Source organism: Streptomyces sp. SAS_281 (assembly GCF_052542855.1).
Genome location: NZ_JBMNDO010000017.1, coordinates 21,162 through 37,507, shown reverse-complemented (window position 1 = coordinate 37,507; position 16,346 = coordinate 21,162). Strand labels below are relative to the sequence as shown.

The 16,346-nt window shown below is 70.6% G+C and carries 8 protein-coding genes and 1 pseudogene; 6 read left to right on the top strand and 3 right to left on the bottom strand.

Annotated features, from left to right (window positions below):
• Nucleotides 1–7 precede the first annotated feature (7 nt).
• The 4 genes and pseudogenes from ACN6LM_RS09125 to ACN6LM_RS09110 all read left to right on the top strand — a co-directional run.
• On the top strand, nt 8–2,950 hold the full coding sequence (locus ACN6LM_RS09125) for a helicase-related protein (RefSeq protein WP_445064789.1): 2,943 nt from the start codon (nt 8–10) through the stop codon (nt 2,948–2,950).
• Entirely contained in the window at nt 2,950–6,966 is a 4,017-nt protein-coding gene (locus ACN6LM_RS09120) for an Eco57I restriction-modification methylase domain-containing protein (RefSeq protein ID WP_445064788.1), read from the top strand. Before ACN6LM_RS09125 ends, ACN6LM_RS09120 begins: the two co-directional genes overlap by 1 nt.
• A gap of 31 nt (nt 6,967–6,997) precedes the next feature.
• Nucleotides 6,998–8,011, top strand: coding sequence for an EcsC family protein (locus ACN6LM_RS09115; protein ID WP_445064787.1), 1,014 nt, complete (start codon nt 6,998–7,000; stop codon nt 8,009–8,011).
• A gap of 71 nt (nt 8,012–8,082) precedes the next feature.
• Nucleotides 8,083–8,292 (top strand): annotated as a pseudogene (locus ACN6LM_RS09110) (hypothetical protein); the annotation flags it as partial.
• A gap of 112 nt (nt 8,293–8,404) precedes the next feature.
• Here the strand turns inward: ACN6LM_RS09110 and ACN6LM_RS09105 are convergent.
• From ACN6LM_RS09105 to ACN6LM_RS09095, 3 genes are all read right to left on the bottom strand, one after another.
• On the bottom strand, nt 8,405–10,078 hold the full coding sequence (locus ACN6LM_RS09105; RefSeq protein ID WP_445064786.1) for an N-6 DNA methylase: 1,674 nt from the start codon (nt 10,076–10,078) through the stop codon (nt 8,405–8,407).
• 236 nt (nt 10,079–10,314) lie between these two features.
• Nucleotides 10,315–11,898 carry an alpha/beta hydrolase gene (locus ACN6LM_RS09100; protein WP_445064785.1) on the bottom strand — a complete coding sequence of 528 codons (1,584 nt, stop codon included), beginning with the start codon at nt 11,896–11,898 and terminating at the stop codon, nt 10,315–10,317.
• 117 nt (nt 11,899–12,015) lie between these two features.
• Entirely contained in the window at nt 12,016–13,062 is a 1,047-nt protein-coding gene (locus ACN6LM_RS09095) for an Rv2578c family radical SAM protein (RefSeq protein WP_445064784.1), read from the bottom strand.
• A 148-nt stretch (nt 13,063–13,210) separates the two neighbouring features.
• Between ACN6LM_RS09095 and ACN6LM_RS09090 the strand changes: the two genes are divergently transcribed.
• Entirely contained in the window at nt 13,211–13,654 is a 444-nt protein-coding gene (locus ACN6LM_RS09090; protein WP_445064783.1) for an SRPBCC family protein, read from the top strand.
• 185 nt (nt 13,655–13,839) lie between these two features.
• On the top strand, nt 13,840–16,302 hold the full coding sequence (locus ACN6LM_RS09085; RefSeq protein ID WP_445064782.1) for an MFS transporter: 2,463 nt from the start codon (nt 13,840–13,842) through the stop codon (nt 16,300–16,302).
• The last annotated feature ends 44 nt before the right edge of the window (nt 16,303–16,346 follow it).

Below are 16,346 nucleotides of genomic sequence, written 5' to 3'. Positions count from 1 at the left end.
CACCCACATGGCACTCACATACTCCGCCGGATCCCTGGTGACGGCCCGTGGTCGCGAATGGGTGGTGCTCCCCGAGAGCGCCGCCGACATGCTCGTGCTGCGCCCCCTCGGCGGCTCCGACGACGACATCGCCGCCGTCTTCCCCGCCTTCGAATCCGTGAAGGGGGCCGCATTCGCCGCCCCGGAGCCCTCCGACCTCGGCGACCAGCGCGCGGCCGGCCTCCTGCGCACCGCCCTGCGCATCGGCTTCCGCTCCGGAGCCGGCCCCTTCCGCTCCCTCGCCGGCATCGCCGTCGAGCCCCGCGCCTATCAGCTGGTGCCGCTGCTCATGGCGCTGCGGCAGCCGACCGTACGCCTGCTGATCTCCGACGACGTCGGCATCGGGAAGACCGTCGAAGCGGGGCTCATCGCGAGCGAGCTCCTCGCCCAGGGCGAGGCGACCGGCCTCGCCGTCCTCTGTTCGCCCGCCCTGGCCGAGCAGTGGCAGGGGGAGCTGCGCGGCAAGTTCGGCATCGACGCCGAACTGATCCTCTCCTCCACCGTCTCCCGCCTGGAGCGCGGCCTGGACCTGGGCCAGTCCCTCTTCGACAAGTATCCGCACGTCATCGTCTCCACGGACTTCATCAAGTCCACCCGACACCGCGACGACTTCGTGAAGCACTGCCCCGACCTGGTGATCGTCGACGAGGCCCACACCTGCGTCGCCGCGGACGACACCTCCGCCTCCGCGCAGAACCAGCTCCGCTACGAGCTGCTGCGCCGGATCTCCGAGGACATGACCCGCCACCTGCTGCTGGTCACGGCCACCCCGCACAGCGGCAAGGAGTCCGCCTTCCGCAACCTGCTCGGTCTGGTCAAGCCCGAACTGGCCACGGTGAGCCTGGACTCGGAGGCCGGCCGAAAGCTCCTCGCCCAGCACTTCGTGGCGCGCAAGCGGGCCGACGTACGCCAGTACCTCACGACCGACGACGGGCTCGCGGACGACACCCTGGCCGAGAAGACGGCGTTCCCCTCGGACCGCTTCTTCAAGGACGAGACGTACAAGCTGTCCCCGGACTACCGCGCCCTCCTCGACGACGCCATCGCCTACGCGAGCGAGCGCGTGCAGGAGGCGGGCTCCCAGGGCAAGCGGGAAGCCCGCATCGCCTGGTGGTCCGCGATCGCCCTGCTGCGCTCGCTCGTCTCCTCCCCGCGCGCCGCCGCCCAGACGCTCACCACCCGCTCGGCCGCCGCGATCGCCGCCTCCGCCGAGGAGGCCGACAAGCTCGGCGCCCCCCTCAACTCGGACGCGGCGGACAGCGACGCCATGGAGGGCCAGGACGTCGCCCCCGGCGCAGAGACCACCGAGAACGCGGGCGCACGCCTCAAGGACCTGGCGGCGCGGGCCGTGGCACTGGAGGGGGTGGAGGACGACCTCAAGCTCAAGGCGCTCATCAAGCACCTCAAGGCACTGCTCGCCGACGGCTACAACCCGATCGTGTTCTGCCGCTACATCCCGACCGCCGAGTACGTCGCCGCCGAGCTGAGCGACAAGGAGACCGACGGCAGGAAGAAGCGCGGCCCGCTCGGAACGAAGACCATCGTCAAGGCCGTCACCGGCACCCTTTCCCCGCAGCAGCGCCTCCAGCGCATCGAGGAGCTGGCGGCGGAGGCGGGCGAGGACGCGGCCGCCCGCCGGGTGCTCGTGGCCACCGACTGCCTCTCCGAGGGCGTCAACCTCCAGCACCACTTCGACGCCGTCGTCCACTACGACCTGGCGTGGAACCCGACCCGGCACGACCAGCGCGAGGGCCGCGTCGACCGCTACGGCCAGAAGCGGGACCAGGTCCGCGTCATCACCCTGTACGGCGACGACAACGGCATCGACGGCAAGGTCCTCGACGTTCTCATCAGGAAGCACCGGCAGATCAAGAAGGACCTCGGCATCTCGGTCTCCGTACCGGACGAGACCTCGGCCGGTGTCACCGACGCCATCGTCGAGTGGCTGCTGATGCGAGGCCACCGGGGCGAGCAGGAGGGCCTCTTCGCGGCGGACGAGGTCATGGACACCCGGGCCGCCCAGTTGGAGAAGGACTGGAACTCGGCCGCCGACCGCGAGAAGGCGTCCCGCTCCCGGTTCGCCCAGCGCTCCATCCACCCCGAGGAGGTCGCCCGCGAGGTCGCCGCGCTCCGCGAGTCCCTGGGCGGCGCGGGGGAGATCCGCACCTTCGTGCGCGAGGCGCTGGGCGCCCTGGGCGGGGTCCTGCGTGCCGAGGGTGACGGCTTCACCGCCCAGGTGGGGGGAGCCCCGGCCGGCCTGCGGGACGCGCTCGCCCCCGTCGTCGGCGCGGACGTCATCGACCACGACCGCCCGATCCCCTTCCGCGACGACCCGGCGGTGGGACGCGGCGAGGCCGCCCTCGTCCGCACCGACCCGGTCGTCGGCGCCCTGGCCGCCCACGTCCTCGACGCCGCCCTGGACACCCGGGCCGAGGGCGAACGCCCGGCCCGCCGCTGCGGCGTGGTCACCACGGACGCCGTCACCACCCGGACGACCCTGCTCCTGGTCCGCTACCGCTTCCACCTCACCCTGCCCTCCCGCAGCGGCGAGAAGCAGCTGGTCGCGGAGGACGCCCGGCTCCTGGCGTTCCGCGGCTCCCCGAAGAACGCACAGTGGCTGACCCAGGAGGAGGCCAGGGCCCTGCTGGACGCCACGGCCACGGAGAACACCGACCCGCACTTCGGTGAGCGCACCATGACCCGCATCCTGGGGCAGCTCCCCGAGACCACGGCCCACCTGGAGTCGTACGGCGACGAGCTCGCCGCCGACCTCGACGCCTCCCACCGCCGGGTGCGCACCGCCTCCGGTGAGATCGTCCGGGGCCTCTCCGTCACGGCTCAGAAGCCCGCCGACATCCTCGGCGCGTACGTGTACCTGCCCGATGCCTCTGCCGCTGGAGAGACCGCCTGATGTCCGCCACCACCCGCAACCAGGTCTTCTCCGCCGTCCAGACGGTTGGCGCGCTCCTCCCGGCGGACATGCTGGTCCGCATCAGCGAGGGCAAGGACACCCCGGGCTCCAAGCCCGCCGACTACGGGCTCCCGTCCTCCCGTTCGGTCCGCGACGAGGCCGAACGCAGCTGGGAGTACCTGAAGCCCCTCTGGCGCGATCTGCGCAAGCGCCTTCCGGAGCACCCGGAGACCGGCGCCCCCGCCACCGACCCGACCGGACTCGCCGTCAGTGACTGGCTCGCCCCCCTCTGGCGGGAGCTGGGCTTCGGCCCGCTGACATCGGTCGGCCCGGACGGCATCGCGGCCGACTCCGACAGCGAGAAGAGGTTCCCGGTCTCCCACCGCTGGCGCCACGCCCTGATCCACCAGACGGCGTGGAACGCCGAACTGGACAGGCGCGTCGCCGGCCAGGTCCCGCCGCAGTCGATGCTCCAGGAGTGCCTGAACCGCACGGACGCCCATCTATGGGGCGTGCTGACGAACGGCCGCCAGGTGCGGCTGCTGCGTGATTCCAGCGCCTTGGCGACGGCCTCGTACGTGGAGTTCGACCTGGAGTCGGTCTTCGACGGCGAACTCTTCAGCGAGTTCGTGCTGCTGTACCGGCTGCTGCACGTGTCCCGGTTCGCGGTGGAGGAGGACGCACCGGCCGCGGGCTGCTGGCTGGAGAAGTGGCGCACGGAGGCGATCGCGAGCGGGACGCGTGCGCTGGACCAGCTCCGCAAGGGCGTCCAGGAGGCCATCACCACCCTGGGCACGGGCTTCCTGCGCCACCCGGCCAACGCCGCGCTGCGCGAGAACGTCGACGCCAGAACCTTGCACAACGCTCTGCTGCGGCTGGTCTACCGCCTGCTCTTCGTCTTCGTGGCCGAGGACCGGGGCGCACTGCTCACGCCGGACGCGGACGAACAGAAGCGGTCACGTTACGCGACGTACTTCTCGTCCGCCCGGCTCCGCGCCCATGCCCGCAAGCGACGCGGCACCGCCCACGGAGACCTGTACGAAGCCCTGCGGATCGTCCTCGAAGCACTCGGCGACGAGAAGGGCCGCCCGGAGCTGGGGTTGCCCGGCCTCGGCGGGATCTTCGACGACACGGACACCGATGCGCCGCTGCGCGGCCTGTCCCTGTCGAACGAGCACCTGCTGACGGCGGTACGGCACCTCTCGCAGGTCCGGGACGCGGGCTCACGGCGTTTGCGTACGGTGGACTACCGGCACCTGGACGCCGAGGAGCTGGGCTCCATCTACGAGTCGCTCCTCGAACTGGTCCCGCAGCACAGCGCGGCCGACCGCACCTTCGAACTGGTCGAGCTGGCCGGCAACACCCGCAAGACGACGGGCTCGTACTACACGCCGTCCTCGCTCATCGAGTGCCTGCTCGACACCACGCTCGACCCGGTTCTGGACGACGCGGTCGAGCGCGGCGAGCAGGCCGCGACGGCGGCCGGCGATCCGGACCCGTTCGACGCCATCGCGCGTGAGCTGCTGGCCCTGACCGTCTGCGACCCGGCGTGCGGCTCCGGCCACTTCCTGGTCGCGGCGGCACGCCGTATCGCCAAGCGGGTGGCAGCCGTACGGGAACGGAACCCGGAGCCGACGCTGGGGGCGGTCCGGCACGCGCTGCACGAGGTGGTCGCACGCTGCGTCTACGGTGTGGACCTCAACCCGATGGCGGTGGAACTGGCGAAGGTCTCGCTCTGGCTGGAAGCGCTGGAACCGGGGAAGCCGCTGGGCTTCCTGGACGCGCATGTGAAACACGGGAACGCGCTGATGGGCGCCACTCCGGCGTTGTTGCGGGGTGGGATCCCGGACGCCGCGTTCAAGCCCATCGAGGGCGACGACAAGAAGTACGCCAAGGCGTTGGAGAAGCAGAACAAGGCGGAACGCGGGGGTCAGCGGGGCCTGTTCGACCTGACGGACGAGTCGCTGGTCGCCAACGCGGTCTTCGCGACCGGGCTGCGCCGGATCACGGGTGCCTCCTCCAACACGTTGGCAGAGGTCCGGCGCCAGGAGGCCGACTACCGGAGTTTCGCGGAGTCCACGGAGTACGTACGGGCGTTGCACGTGGCCGACGCCTGGTGCGCCGCATTCGTGTGGAGGAAGAAGGCGGGTGCCCCTCCAGCGGTTACGGAAGGGCTTTTCCGTAACCTCCAGGACCTGTCCTCGGACGCGGCACCGTGCTCGACCCACGCCGAGATCGTCGAACTGCGCGGTCAATACCGGTTCTTTCACTGGCACCTGGAGTTTCCGGAGGTCTTTTCCGTACCCGAGTCGGGGGAGGGGACTGACGCGGCTACGGGGTGGAACGGCGGATTCGACTGCCTACTGGGCAACCCGCCGTGGGAGCACATCGAGCTCAAGGAGCAGGAGTTCTTCTCGGGCCGAGCGCCGCACGTCGCGGAGGCGGTCGGCGCGAAGCGCAAGAGGCTCATCGGCGAGCTTGCGACGGCTGACCGACCGCTGTACCAGGCGTACGAGGCGGCGAAACGCGAGATCGACGGCGTACGTCACTTCGCCAGTGAGTCCGGGGTGTTTCCGTTCTGCGGGCGGGGGCGGATCAAGACCGACCCCGTCTTCGCGGAACAGGGGCGCGGACTGACGTCTCCGCAGGGCCGCATGGGTGTCATCGTGCCCACCGGAATCGCGACGGACGCGACGACGCAGTACTTCTTCAAGGACCTCGTGGTACGAGGGGCCATCGCGGCGCTGTACGACTTCGAGAATGCCGCACCTCTGTTTCCCGACGTGCACCGTTCGTTCAAGTTCAGCATCCTGTCACTGACCGGCCAGGCCCTGCGGGAACCGGCTGCGCGGTTTTCCTTCTTCCTGCATGACCCGGTCGAGCTGGACGACCCGGAACGGGTTTTCGCCCTCACCCCGGAAGAAATCACCCTCCTCAATCCGAACACCGGCACCTGCCCCATCTTCCGCTCACGTCGTGACGCAGAGATCACTCTCGGCATCTATCGACGGGTGCCCATCCTCATCAACGAGGGCGAACTCCAGGGAAATCCCTGGGGGGTCTCGTTCATGCAGGGGCTGTTCAACATGACCAGCGATTCGCATCTCTTTCGGTCGCGGGACGAGCTGGAGGCCGACGGTTGGGTCCTCGAGGGCAACGTGTTTTCCAGTGGCGCGAAAAGGATGGTGCCGCTCTACGAATCGAAGATGCTTCACCACTACGACCATCGTTGGGCCACCTACGACACCGAGGGCGTGCGAGATCTCACCTTGGCGGAAAAGGGCGATTCGACGTGCGTAGTGCTGCCCAGGTATTGGGTTCCGGAGGATGAAGTAGAGAGAAGCGTAAGTGCCGGCGGCTGGAACCGCCCTTGGCTCATGGGGTTCCGGAAAATCTGTCGCGCCACCGATGAGCGCACAGTGATTGCCTATGCGTTCCCCAAGAGCGGACTGGGCGACTCGGGAAACCTGTTGCTGCCTGCGGTCGGGCAGTCGCCGGAATTGCTGTACGCGAACGCTGTATCGGTCGCGCTCGACTACATTCTGCGTCAAAAGCTCGGAGGGACGAACCTCAATTTCTTCCAGTTCGCGCAGCTTCCGTTCCTGTCTCCCGAGGTGCTGAACCTGCACCGCGGGTTCATCATCCGCCGAGTGCTGGAACTCGTTTACACAGCGAACGACATGCGCGGATTCGCCGCTGATGCAGGTGATTTCGGCGCCCCCTTCCGGTGGGACGAAGTGCGTCGCCCGCAGATCCGCGCAGAACTGGATGCCTTGTTCTTTCACCTCTACGGGATCAGCCGCGAGGACGTCGACTACATCCTCGACACCTTCCCCATCGTCAAGCGCAAGGACGAGGCCGCGTACGGCACGTACCGGACCAAGGATCTGATCCTCGCCGAGTACGACCGGATGGCTGCCGCCGGCCTCACGCCGGAGACCCCGCTCGTCGACGGCGGGACCTACACCTCCACCCTCGCCCCGCCCCCCGGCCAGGGCCCCCGCCACCCCGCCTGACCAGTGATCACCGTGGAAATGGAGTACCGCAATGAGTACGGACACCGACCCCACCGCCGACGTCGCGACCGCCATGAGCGCGTACGAGGAGCAGGTGTGGGCCACGCTCAACGAGCACTGGCAGAAGCGCAACAACCGCCGTGGCCTGCCGAACTGGGCGAGCACCGCGATATCCCGCACGGGCGAGGCCACGGGGAGCGCGGCGAGACGGGTCAAGGACGCCGTGCCGGAGGCGGTCTCCGACCCCATCCGCCGCGCAGGCGGTGTGGTAGCCGACAAGGCCCTGGGGCCGGCGCTCGCAGGCGCGGCGTCGCTGGTCGAGTTGGTCAACGAATCCGCTCTGGAGCTGAACGACCCCGGGAACGTCGAGAAGATCGCCCGCAAGAGAGGTCTTGAGCTCGACAGCTTCACCGAACTGCGCCGGCAGGATCTGAAGTTCTGCGATCGACTGCTGACCCGCAACACTCTCAAGTGGCGGGCCACCGGTGCGATAGAGGGCGGCGCCATGGGCGCACTGGCCATGGTCCCCGTCGCCGGCATCCCCGTGGCGATGACCGCTGACGTCCTCGTCCTGCAAGTCATGAGCACGTCGATCGCGGCACGCATCGCGTACTCCTACGGCTACGACGCCAAGGACCCCGACGAGCAGCACTTCATCCAGCGCCTGGTACAGCGGTCCTTCATGGCCCAGGCGGCCAAGGCAGGACCGCTGCGTGACACCGCGCGGGCGGCGGAGGCGCTCAAGGGGCGCGTCAACTGGTCGGCGAAGCTCCGCCAGGACCACCGACTCGTGGCCGCACTGGAGAAGCTGTTGCAGCAGATGGGCCCGGCCGGTGCCAGGGTGCCGGTCAAGAACGTCGCCAAGGTCGTGCCGTTCGTGGGTGTCCTCATCGGCGCGGGGATGAACTCCGCCGTTCTCGGCAGGGTGGCCGCCGACGCCCAGCGGTACTGCCAGACCCGGTTCCTGTGCGACAAGTACGGGCTGCCGCTGCCGGCCGCGCTGGCCGCCGACCCGATGGACGCCGCTGAGAGCGACACCATGTAGGGGCGTCGGGCCGGGGCGGCGCTCGTATGAGCGTCGGGCCCCCACCGCACTGGTGAACAAGGAGTTCTTTCGTGCCGCGACTCGCCTTAGCGAACACCTTCTGGGAGAGCTTCGACGCTCTGGAGAAGCCTGTGAAGGCGGGTGTACGCAAGGCGATGGCCAAGTTCCAGGCGCTGACGGTGGCCGAACTCCACGCGGACAAGGGGCTCCACCTGGAGTCGGTCGAGAAGGCGCGGGATCCGCGGATGCGGACCATCCGCATCAACGACTTCTGGCGCGGGGCGCGAGCGCTGCGTACTGTTCGTGGCGTGCAAGCGTGCACGCGTGCCCGTGAAGCGCTCCACGTGTCGTGGAGCGGCGCACCCGGCCCCTTCCTGCCCATCGGGAAGCAGGTCAGGATTCCTCGGCGGACGGCGGGCTGAGGGCCCCGCTGGTGAGACCTTCGCGGGCCAGGGACGCGGCCTGCCCGGTCAGCTCCGTCAGGTGCCCCACGCCCGCCTCGAAGTCCGCGAGGGCACGGAACGCCGCTCCGTAACGGCGCTGCTCCTCGACGGCCATCTGCGGAATCCTGGACCCGCGCGTGTCCAGGCGGAACGTGCCCGTGGTACTCGTGGCGCGGCGGTTGTTGGGGGCGCTGCGCAGGAAGCCGTTCACATAGTCGGTGTCCAGTTGCTCGCTGGTGGACACCGCCGCGTTCTCCGTCGTCTCGACCAGCCCGGCGCGCGCGAGCTCCGACACACTGACCATGGCCCTGTCCTGGAGGGACCCCGCCGTGCCTTCCGGCAGAGGCGGCAGCAGGCGATCGAGGAGCCGCTCCAGTTGCTTCTTGATCTCCGAGCGGGTGGTCTCGTACTGGGCCGTGAAGTCCGTGTGCCGGGCGGAGATGTACGCGGTCGGTGTGAGGTCCACGGCGTCGTTGAGCAGATCGATCCGGGCGACCCGCGCCGTCTGGTTGTCCGCCGGCTCGAAGGGGCCACGGGGGTCGTTGTCGGTCAGGTCCGTCATCTGTACGAACTCGACCGTGCCCTCCGCCTCGGACGGCCGCCGGAGAATCCAGAGGTGAACGGAGAGGGCGTGGGCCGAGGCCATGCCCGGGGGGAGCGCGACCACCTGGGTGAGCAGGCCGCGGCGCACGATCTCGGCGCGGATCCTGCGGCCTGCCTTGCGGTAGGCGACTGATGCGGGCATGACGATGATGACCTGGCCGCCCGGCCGGGTGTGGCGGTAGCAGTGCTGCAGCCAGGCCAGTTCGTTCTCGGCCCTGGACGGCACCCCGAACTCCCAGCGAGGGTCCAGGAGGAGTTCCTCCCTGCCCCAGTCGGCCGCGCCCACCGGGGGTTCGCACACCACGAGGTCCGCTCTCAGGTCCGGCAGCTGATCCGAGCGGAGCGAATCCCCGGTGAGGATGGTGACGTCGCTCAGTCCGGTCACCTCCGCGCGGAGCTGCGCGTAGCGTGCGTTCAGGGGGTCGAGGTCCTGACCCGCGAGGGCACCGGAGTGGTGGTGGAAGGCGAACAGCAGGGAGCCGATCCCGCACGCCGGGTCGTACACGGTGCGCTTCCTGCCCGCCGGCCCGGCGAAGTGCTGGACGGCCTGGATGAGGCGCGGCGAGGTGATGCCGTCGGAACCGGCTCTCCCCGACGACTCGACGTAGCGTGCCGTGAGGCCGTTGAGCAGTCCGGCGGGCGACTGGTCCGTCGTCAGCTCGTCGATGAGAGGGCGCAGCGCCGAGCCGGCGCCGTCCGGCGCGGGCTCTCCCTTCCGCGAAAGGAGATCCGCGACGGCGGTGAGCCCGGTGACCATGTCGTCGCCGTGCGCCGAGCGCAACTGCTGCCAGAGACGTACCTCGGCCGACATCTCCTGGCCCTTGCGCTGTGAGGCCAGCCAGGCGCGTACTTCCGCGAGGTCGAAAAGAGGGCTGCTGGTGCTGTCGGTGGCCGGAGCCGGGAAATCGTCGTACCGCCGACGCCAATTGGATACGGCGGCACGCGTGACTCCGGCCAGCCGAGCGATTTCGGCCGCGGTGACGAGAGGATCGGGGAGGTGCCGCCCGGCGTCGTCTTTCATGCTGCCACCGTACACGGACGGCACTGCGAGCGGAGGAGCTGCCGCGTTGGCGATGTAAACGAACTCAGTGTTACCGGTCGCTCGCGCAGGGGACGCGTACGTACCGCACCTCCGGCGCCGCGACGCCGTCCCCGTCGAAGGGCACTCGGCATGTGGAGCGGGGGCGTGCGCGGGGGCCGGCCGGTCGATCACGCGGCCGTCCTCGCGCACGCCCCCAGGAGAGGCACTGCCCTGTCTCAGCCGCGGAACCCCAGCAGCCCGTGCAGCACACTGCCCCGGTCGGCGTCCGGGCGCACCGCCGGGCGTGCCGACTTGGCGGTCTCCGGCTCCGGGTCGGGCGTCTTCGCGCAGACCGCGTCCACGTCGCCCCGGCCGGCTCGGGGCACGGTGCCCTTCGCCAGGTAGTCCGTCAGGTAGCGGTCCAGGCAGGCGTTGCCGCTCAGCGTGATCCCGTGGTTGCCACCGCCCTGCTCGACCACCAGGCGTGAGCCGCGCAGCTTGCGGTGCAGGGTGACACCGCCCTCGTACGGGGTGGCCGCGTCGTCCGTCGCCTGGAACAGCAGCACCGGCGGCAGGGCGTGGTTGGACACCCGCACCGGGTTCAGCGGCTCCACCGGCCAGTCGGCGCACGGCGCGTTGTACCAGGTGTTGCCCCAGGCCATGAACGGCGCCTTCGCGTGCACCCGCCAGGTGTCACTGCGCCAGGTGTTCCAGTCGCGCGGCCAGGAGGCGTCCCGGCACTGCACGGCCGTGTAGACCGCGTACCCGTTGTCGCCCTCCGCGTCCACCGCGCCGAACCGTTCGAACGCCGCGACGAGCGGCTTCTCGTCCTTGTCGTTGACGTACGCGGCGAACGCCTCCGCCAGCACCGGCCAGTAGCCGTTGTAGTAGCCGCCCGGCAGGAAGGTGTCGTCCAGCTCGCCCGCGCCGACCTTCTTGCCCGCCGGACGCTTCTTCACCGCGTCCCGCATCCGGTACCAGGCGGCCTCGACCTTCGCCGGGTCACCGCCCAGACGGTAGGTGGCGTCGTACTTCGCGACCCAGGCGGCGAACGCCTTGTGCCGGGTGTCGAAGGCGTAGTCCTGGGTGAGGTTGTCCTCGTACCAGACGCCCTCGGGGTCCACATTCGAGTCGAGGACCAGGCGCCGGACGCGCTCCGGGAAGAGCTTCGCGTACACCGCGCCGAGGTAGGTGCCGTAGGAGTAGCCGAAGTAGTTGAGCTGCCGCGCCCCGGTCGCGCGCCGGATCACGTCCAGGTCCTTGGCCGCGCTCACCGTGTCCATGAACGGGAGGAGGTCCGGGTACTTCTCGCCGCAGGCCGCGGCGAAGTCACGGGCGCGGTTGCGGTTGACCCGCTCGCCGCCGAGGGACTGCGGTACGGGGTCGGGCCTGACCGGGTCGAAGTACCCGGGCAGGCAGTCCAGGGCCGGGCGGCTCCTCCCGACGCCGCGCGGGTCGAAACCGATCACGTCGTACTGCGAGGCGACCGCCTTCGGCAGCGAGGCGGCGACGAAGGGGGCCATCGAGAGGCCGCTGCCGCCGGGGCCGCCCGGGTTCACCAGCAGCGGGCCCTGGAAGGTCTTCGAGGTGTGCGGCACGCGCGTCAGGGCCAGGGTGACCTGGCGGCCCGCCGGGTCGTCGTGGTCGAGCGGGGAGCGTACCGTCGCGCACTGGAGCGTCGGCGAGGACTTCGTCCCGCAGTCCTTCCAGGCGAGCGGTGCGGCACGCGGGGTCGTGGCGTCCGCCGCGGCCGGCGCGGCGGTCACCAGACCGGCGACCGTCGCCCCGACGGCGAACAGCAGTACGGAACGGTTCGTCATATGGCCTCCCGGGATGGGGGAACACGGCTGCGCGGGACGCAGCCCCCGCCGCATGTTCCCCGCAATCGGAGCCGGAAGGACCCGTTGTGGCGAGAGATGACCCGTTTGCGCTCCCGCTCAGAGCAGGGTCAGCTGGGTGGGTTCGGAACCGGCGAGCGGCGGACGCGGCTCGCGTCGGGGGAGCTTGCGGGCCGCGCCGCGGTGCGAGGGCCCGATCCCGTACTCGGCCGCCAGTTCGTGCACGTATCGCGTGATGCGACGCTGGTACCAGGTCGGCGCGTAGGCGCCGTCGGCGTACAGCCGCTCGTAGCGCCGTACGAGATGCGGATGGTGGTGGCCCAGCCACTCCATGAACCACTCCCGGGCGCCGGGGCGCAGATGCAGGACGAGCGGGGTCACCGATGTCGCGCCGGCGGCGGCGATCGCGCGGACGGTGGCCCGCAGCTGTTCGGGGCTGTCGCCGAGGTGGGGGACGACCGGCGCCATCAGCACCCCGCAGCCGATGCCCGCCTCGCTCAGCCTCCGTACGACATCGAGCCGGCGCTCCGGTGAGGGCGTGCCGGGCTCCACGGTCCGCCACAGCTCGGGGTCGGTGAACCCGACCGAGACCGAGACGCCGACCTCGGTGACCTCGGCGGCCTGCCGCAGCAGCTCCAGGTCCCGCAGGATCAGCGTGCCCTTCGTCAGGATCGAGAAGGGGTTCGCGTGGTCGCGCAGGGCGCTCAGGATGCCGGGCATCAGCCGGTAGCGGCCCTCCGCCCGCTGATAGCAGTCGACGTTCGTGCCCATCGCGATGTGCGCGCCGTGCCAGCGCGGCGAGGCGATTTCGCGGCGGACCAGCTCCGGGGCGTTGACCTTGACGACGATCTGCGAGTCGAAGCCGAGCCCCGTGTCGAGGTCGAGATAGCTGTGGGTCTTGCGGGCGAAGCAGTAGACGCAGGCGTGCGTGCAGCCCCGGTACGGGTTCACGGTCCATTCGAACGGCATCCGGGAGGCGCCGGGCACCCGGTTCACGATCGAGCGGGCCCGGACCTCGTGGAAGGTGATGCCCCGGAATTCCGGGGTGTCGAAGGTGCGGGTGGTCACCGCGCCGGCGGCGAAGAGCGCACCCGTACCGCTCGTGGGGTGGTTGGCCCGGTCTTCGGCCAGATTGTCCCAGCGCATGGACGCCTCCTCGGTAGTTCTGGACCGAGAATAGAACACTTGTTCCCATGATCGTTTTCTCCCCTTCGTCCCGGCCCGGATTTTGAGCCCGACACCCGAGGTGATTGGCTCAGCACACCCCGAAGAACCGAGTGCTGGAGGAGCAGGCATGGCGCAGGTCGAAGCCACGACGGAGCGGATCATCGCGGCGGACGCGGAGGCGGTGTTCGACGCGCTGGCCGACTACAAGGACGTCCGCGGGAAGATCCTCCCCGCCCACTACAGCGAGTACGAGGTGCGCGAGGGCGGCGACGGCGAGGGCACCCTCGTCCACTGGAAGCTCCAGGCCACCAGCAAGCGGGTGCGCGACTGCCTGCTGGAGGTCACCGAGCCGACCGACGGGCAGCTGGTGGAGAAGGACCGCAATTCCTCGATGGTCACCACCTGGACCGTCACTCCGGCCGGCGAGGGCAGGTCCAAGGCCGTCGTCGCGACCGTGTGGAACGGTGCCGGCGGCATCGGCGGCTTCTTCGAGAAGACCTTCGCGCCCAAGGGCCTCGCCCGCATCCACGACGAGCTGCTGGCGAACCTCGCCGCCGAGGTGGAGAACTGACCCCGCGCCGGCGGCGCCCGGCCTCACCGGTTCGGGTGGTCTTTGCAGCGGGGCGGTTGTGCGCCGTTGTGCCTCCGACCGGGGGCAACGCCCCCTGAGTGCGCCGCCGGCGCCCCCCTTCGCGTTTGCCCTCACTTGTCACACGGTGCGAGAAATGTGCGGCAGCGCGACGAGGGGAGCGGGACGTGGTGGGTGGCATCACACTGTTGGAGGACGAGCCGGGCGGCCCGGGGGACGCCGAGGCGGCGCCCGCACTCGCCCCGCCCCCGCCGCCTCCCGCCGCGAAGGGGACCGCCGCAGGCGGCACGTCCGACGGCATCGCGACGGACCCCCGCCGTATCCGGCTGGTCTTCGTCGGGCTGATGCTCACGCTCCTCCTCGCGGCGCTCGACCAGATGATCGTCGCCACCGCGCTCCCGAAGATCGTCGGCGAGCTGCACGGCCTGGAGAAGATGTCCTGGGCGGTCACCGCCTATCTGCTCGCCTCGACCATCGGGCTCCCGATCTACGGCAAGCTCGGTGACCTCTTCGGACGCAAGAGCGTCTTCCAGTTCGCCATCATCGTCTTCGTCGTCGGCTCCGCGCTGGCCGGCTGGTCCCGCACCATGGACCAGCTCATCGCCTTCCGGGCGCTCCAGGGCATCGGCGGCGGCGGCCTCATGATCGGCGTGCAGGCGATCATCGCGGACGTGGTCCCGCCCCGCGAGCGCGGCCGGTTCATGGGCCTCATCGGGGCCGCCTTCGGCCTCGCCTCGGTGGCCGGACCGCTGCTCGGCGGCTTCTTCACGGACCACGCCTCCTGGCGCTGGTGCTTCTACATCAACGTGCCGTTCGGCCTGGTCACCCTCGCCGTGATCACCGTGGTCCTCGAGCTCCCCCGGCCCACCGTGCGCCCCCGGCTCGACATCCTCGGCGCCGCCCTCCTCGCCGCCGCCTCCACCTGCCTGGTGCTGCTGACCAGCTGGGGCGGCACGGAGTACGCCTGGGGCTCGGGCACCATCCTGGGACTGGGCGCCGGAGCTGCCGGAACGACTCTGCTGTTCCTCCTCGTGGAGCACCGCGCCGCCGAACCCGTCATCCCGCTCCGGCTGTTCCGCGACTCGATCTTCAACGTGACCGCCCTGGTCGGCGCGGTCGTCGGCGTGGCGCTGTTCGGCGCGGCCAGCTATCTGCCGACCTTCCTCCAGATGGTCGACGGGGCCACCGCCACCGAGTCCGGGCTGCTGATGCTCCCGATGATGGGCGGCATCGTCGGCGCCTCCGTGGTCTCGGGCCAGCTCATCTCCCGCACCGGGCGCTACCGCGTCTATCCGATCGCGGGCAGCGCGGTCTCGGCGGTGGGCATGTGGCTGCTGTCCCGGCTGGAGACCGACACCCCGCGCCTCGAATACAGCATCGCGCAGGCGGTCCTGGGCCTCGGGATCGGACTGATCATGCCGGTCCTGGTCCTCGCCGTGCAGAACTCCGTGCGCCCCGCCGACCTGGGGACCGCCACCAGCGCCAACAACTACTTCCGGCAGATCGGCGGCAGCGTCGGCGCCGCCGTCTTCGGCACCCTGTTCGCCGGGCGGCTCGCCGACGCGCTCGCCGTCCGGCTGCCCTCCGGGGCGGACCTTCCCGACCCGGAGTCGATCAGCCCGCAGCTGGTCCACGCGATGGAGCCCGCGCTGCGGGACGCGTACATCCAGGCGTACGCCGACGCGATGCCCCGGATCTTCCTCTACCTCGTGCCGGTCCTCGTGCTCGGCCTGTTCTTCGCCTTCTTCCTCAAGGAGAAACCGCTGGTGTCCCACAGCCCCGAAACCGCCGCAGGACCCGAAGCCGCCACCGAGTACACCCCGATCCCCTCCGCCCGCACCGACCCGGCCGCCCCGTCCGCCGGCTACCTCTCCGGTGTCCCCGTCTCGGGCACCGTCCAGCACTCCGACGGTACGAAGGTGCCGCGCGCCGCCCTCACCCTCATCGACGTCCAGGGCCGGCAGGTCGGCCGGGGCGCCAGCGGCGACGAGGGGCGGTACGCCCTCAGCGTGCCGGGCGTCGGCTCGTACGTCCTGATCGCCGCCGCCGGAGGCCACCAGCCGCAGGCCGTCAGCGTCACCGTCGGCGAGCGCCCGGTCGAGCTGGACGTGGTGCTCGGCGGCGCCGGCCGGCTCGCGGGCACCGTCGTCACGGCGGACGGTGTCCCCGTGCGGGACGCGGCCGTCACGCTGACCGACGTACGCGGCGAGGTCGTCGCCTCCACGCGCAGCGGCCGCGAGGGCGGCTACGTGATCTCGGAGCTGGTCGCCGGCGAGTACACCCTCGCCGCCTCCGCCCCGGCCTTCCGGCCCGCCGCGCTGCCGGTCAGCGTGCAGGCGGCCCGGGAGACCCGGCAGGACATCGAACTGGCCGGCGGCGCCGTGCTGCGCGGGATCGTCCGGGCCACCGGCGGGCGGCCCGTCGAGGACGCCCGGGTCACGCTCCTGGACGCGGCGGGCAACGTCGTGGACACCGTGACCACCGGGCCGGACGGGGCGTTCCGCTTCGTGGACCTGTCCACCGGCGAGTACACCGTGATCGCGGCCGGCTACCCGCCCGTCGCCACGGTCCTCCAGGTCGCGGGCGGCGGACGCACCGAGCGCGACCTCCAGCTGGGTCACGAGGACTGAACTCCCCGGGCACGGCGAGCCGGTGCGCCCGGAGTGCGCGGGCG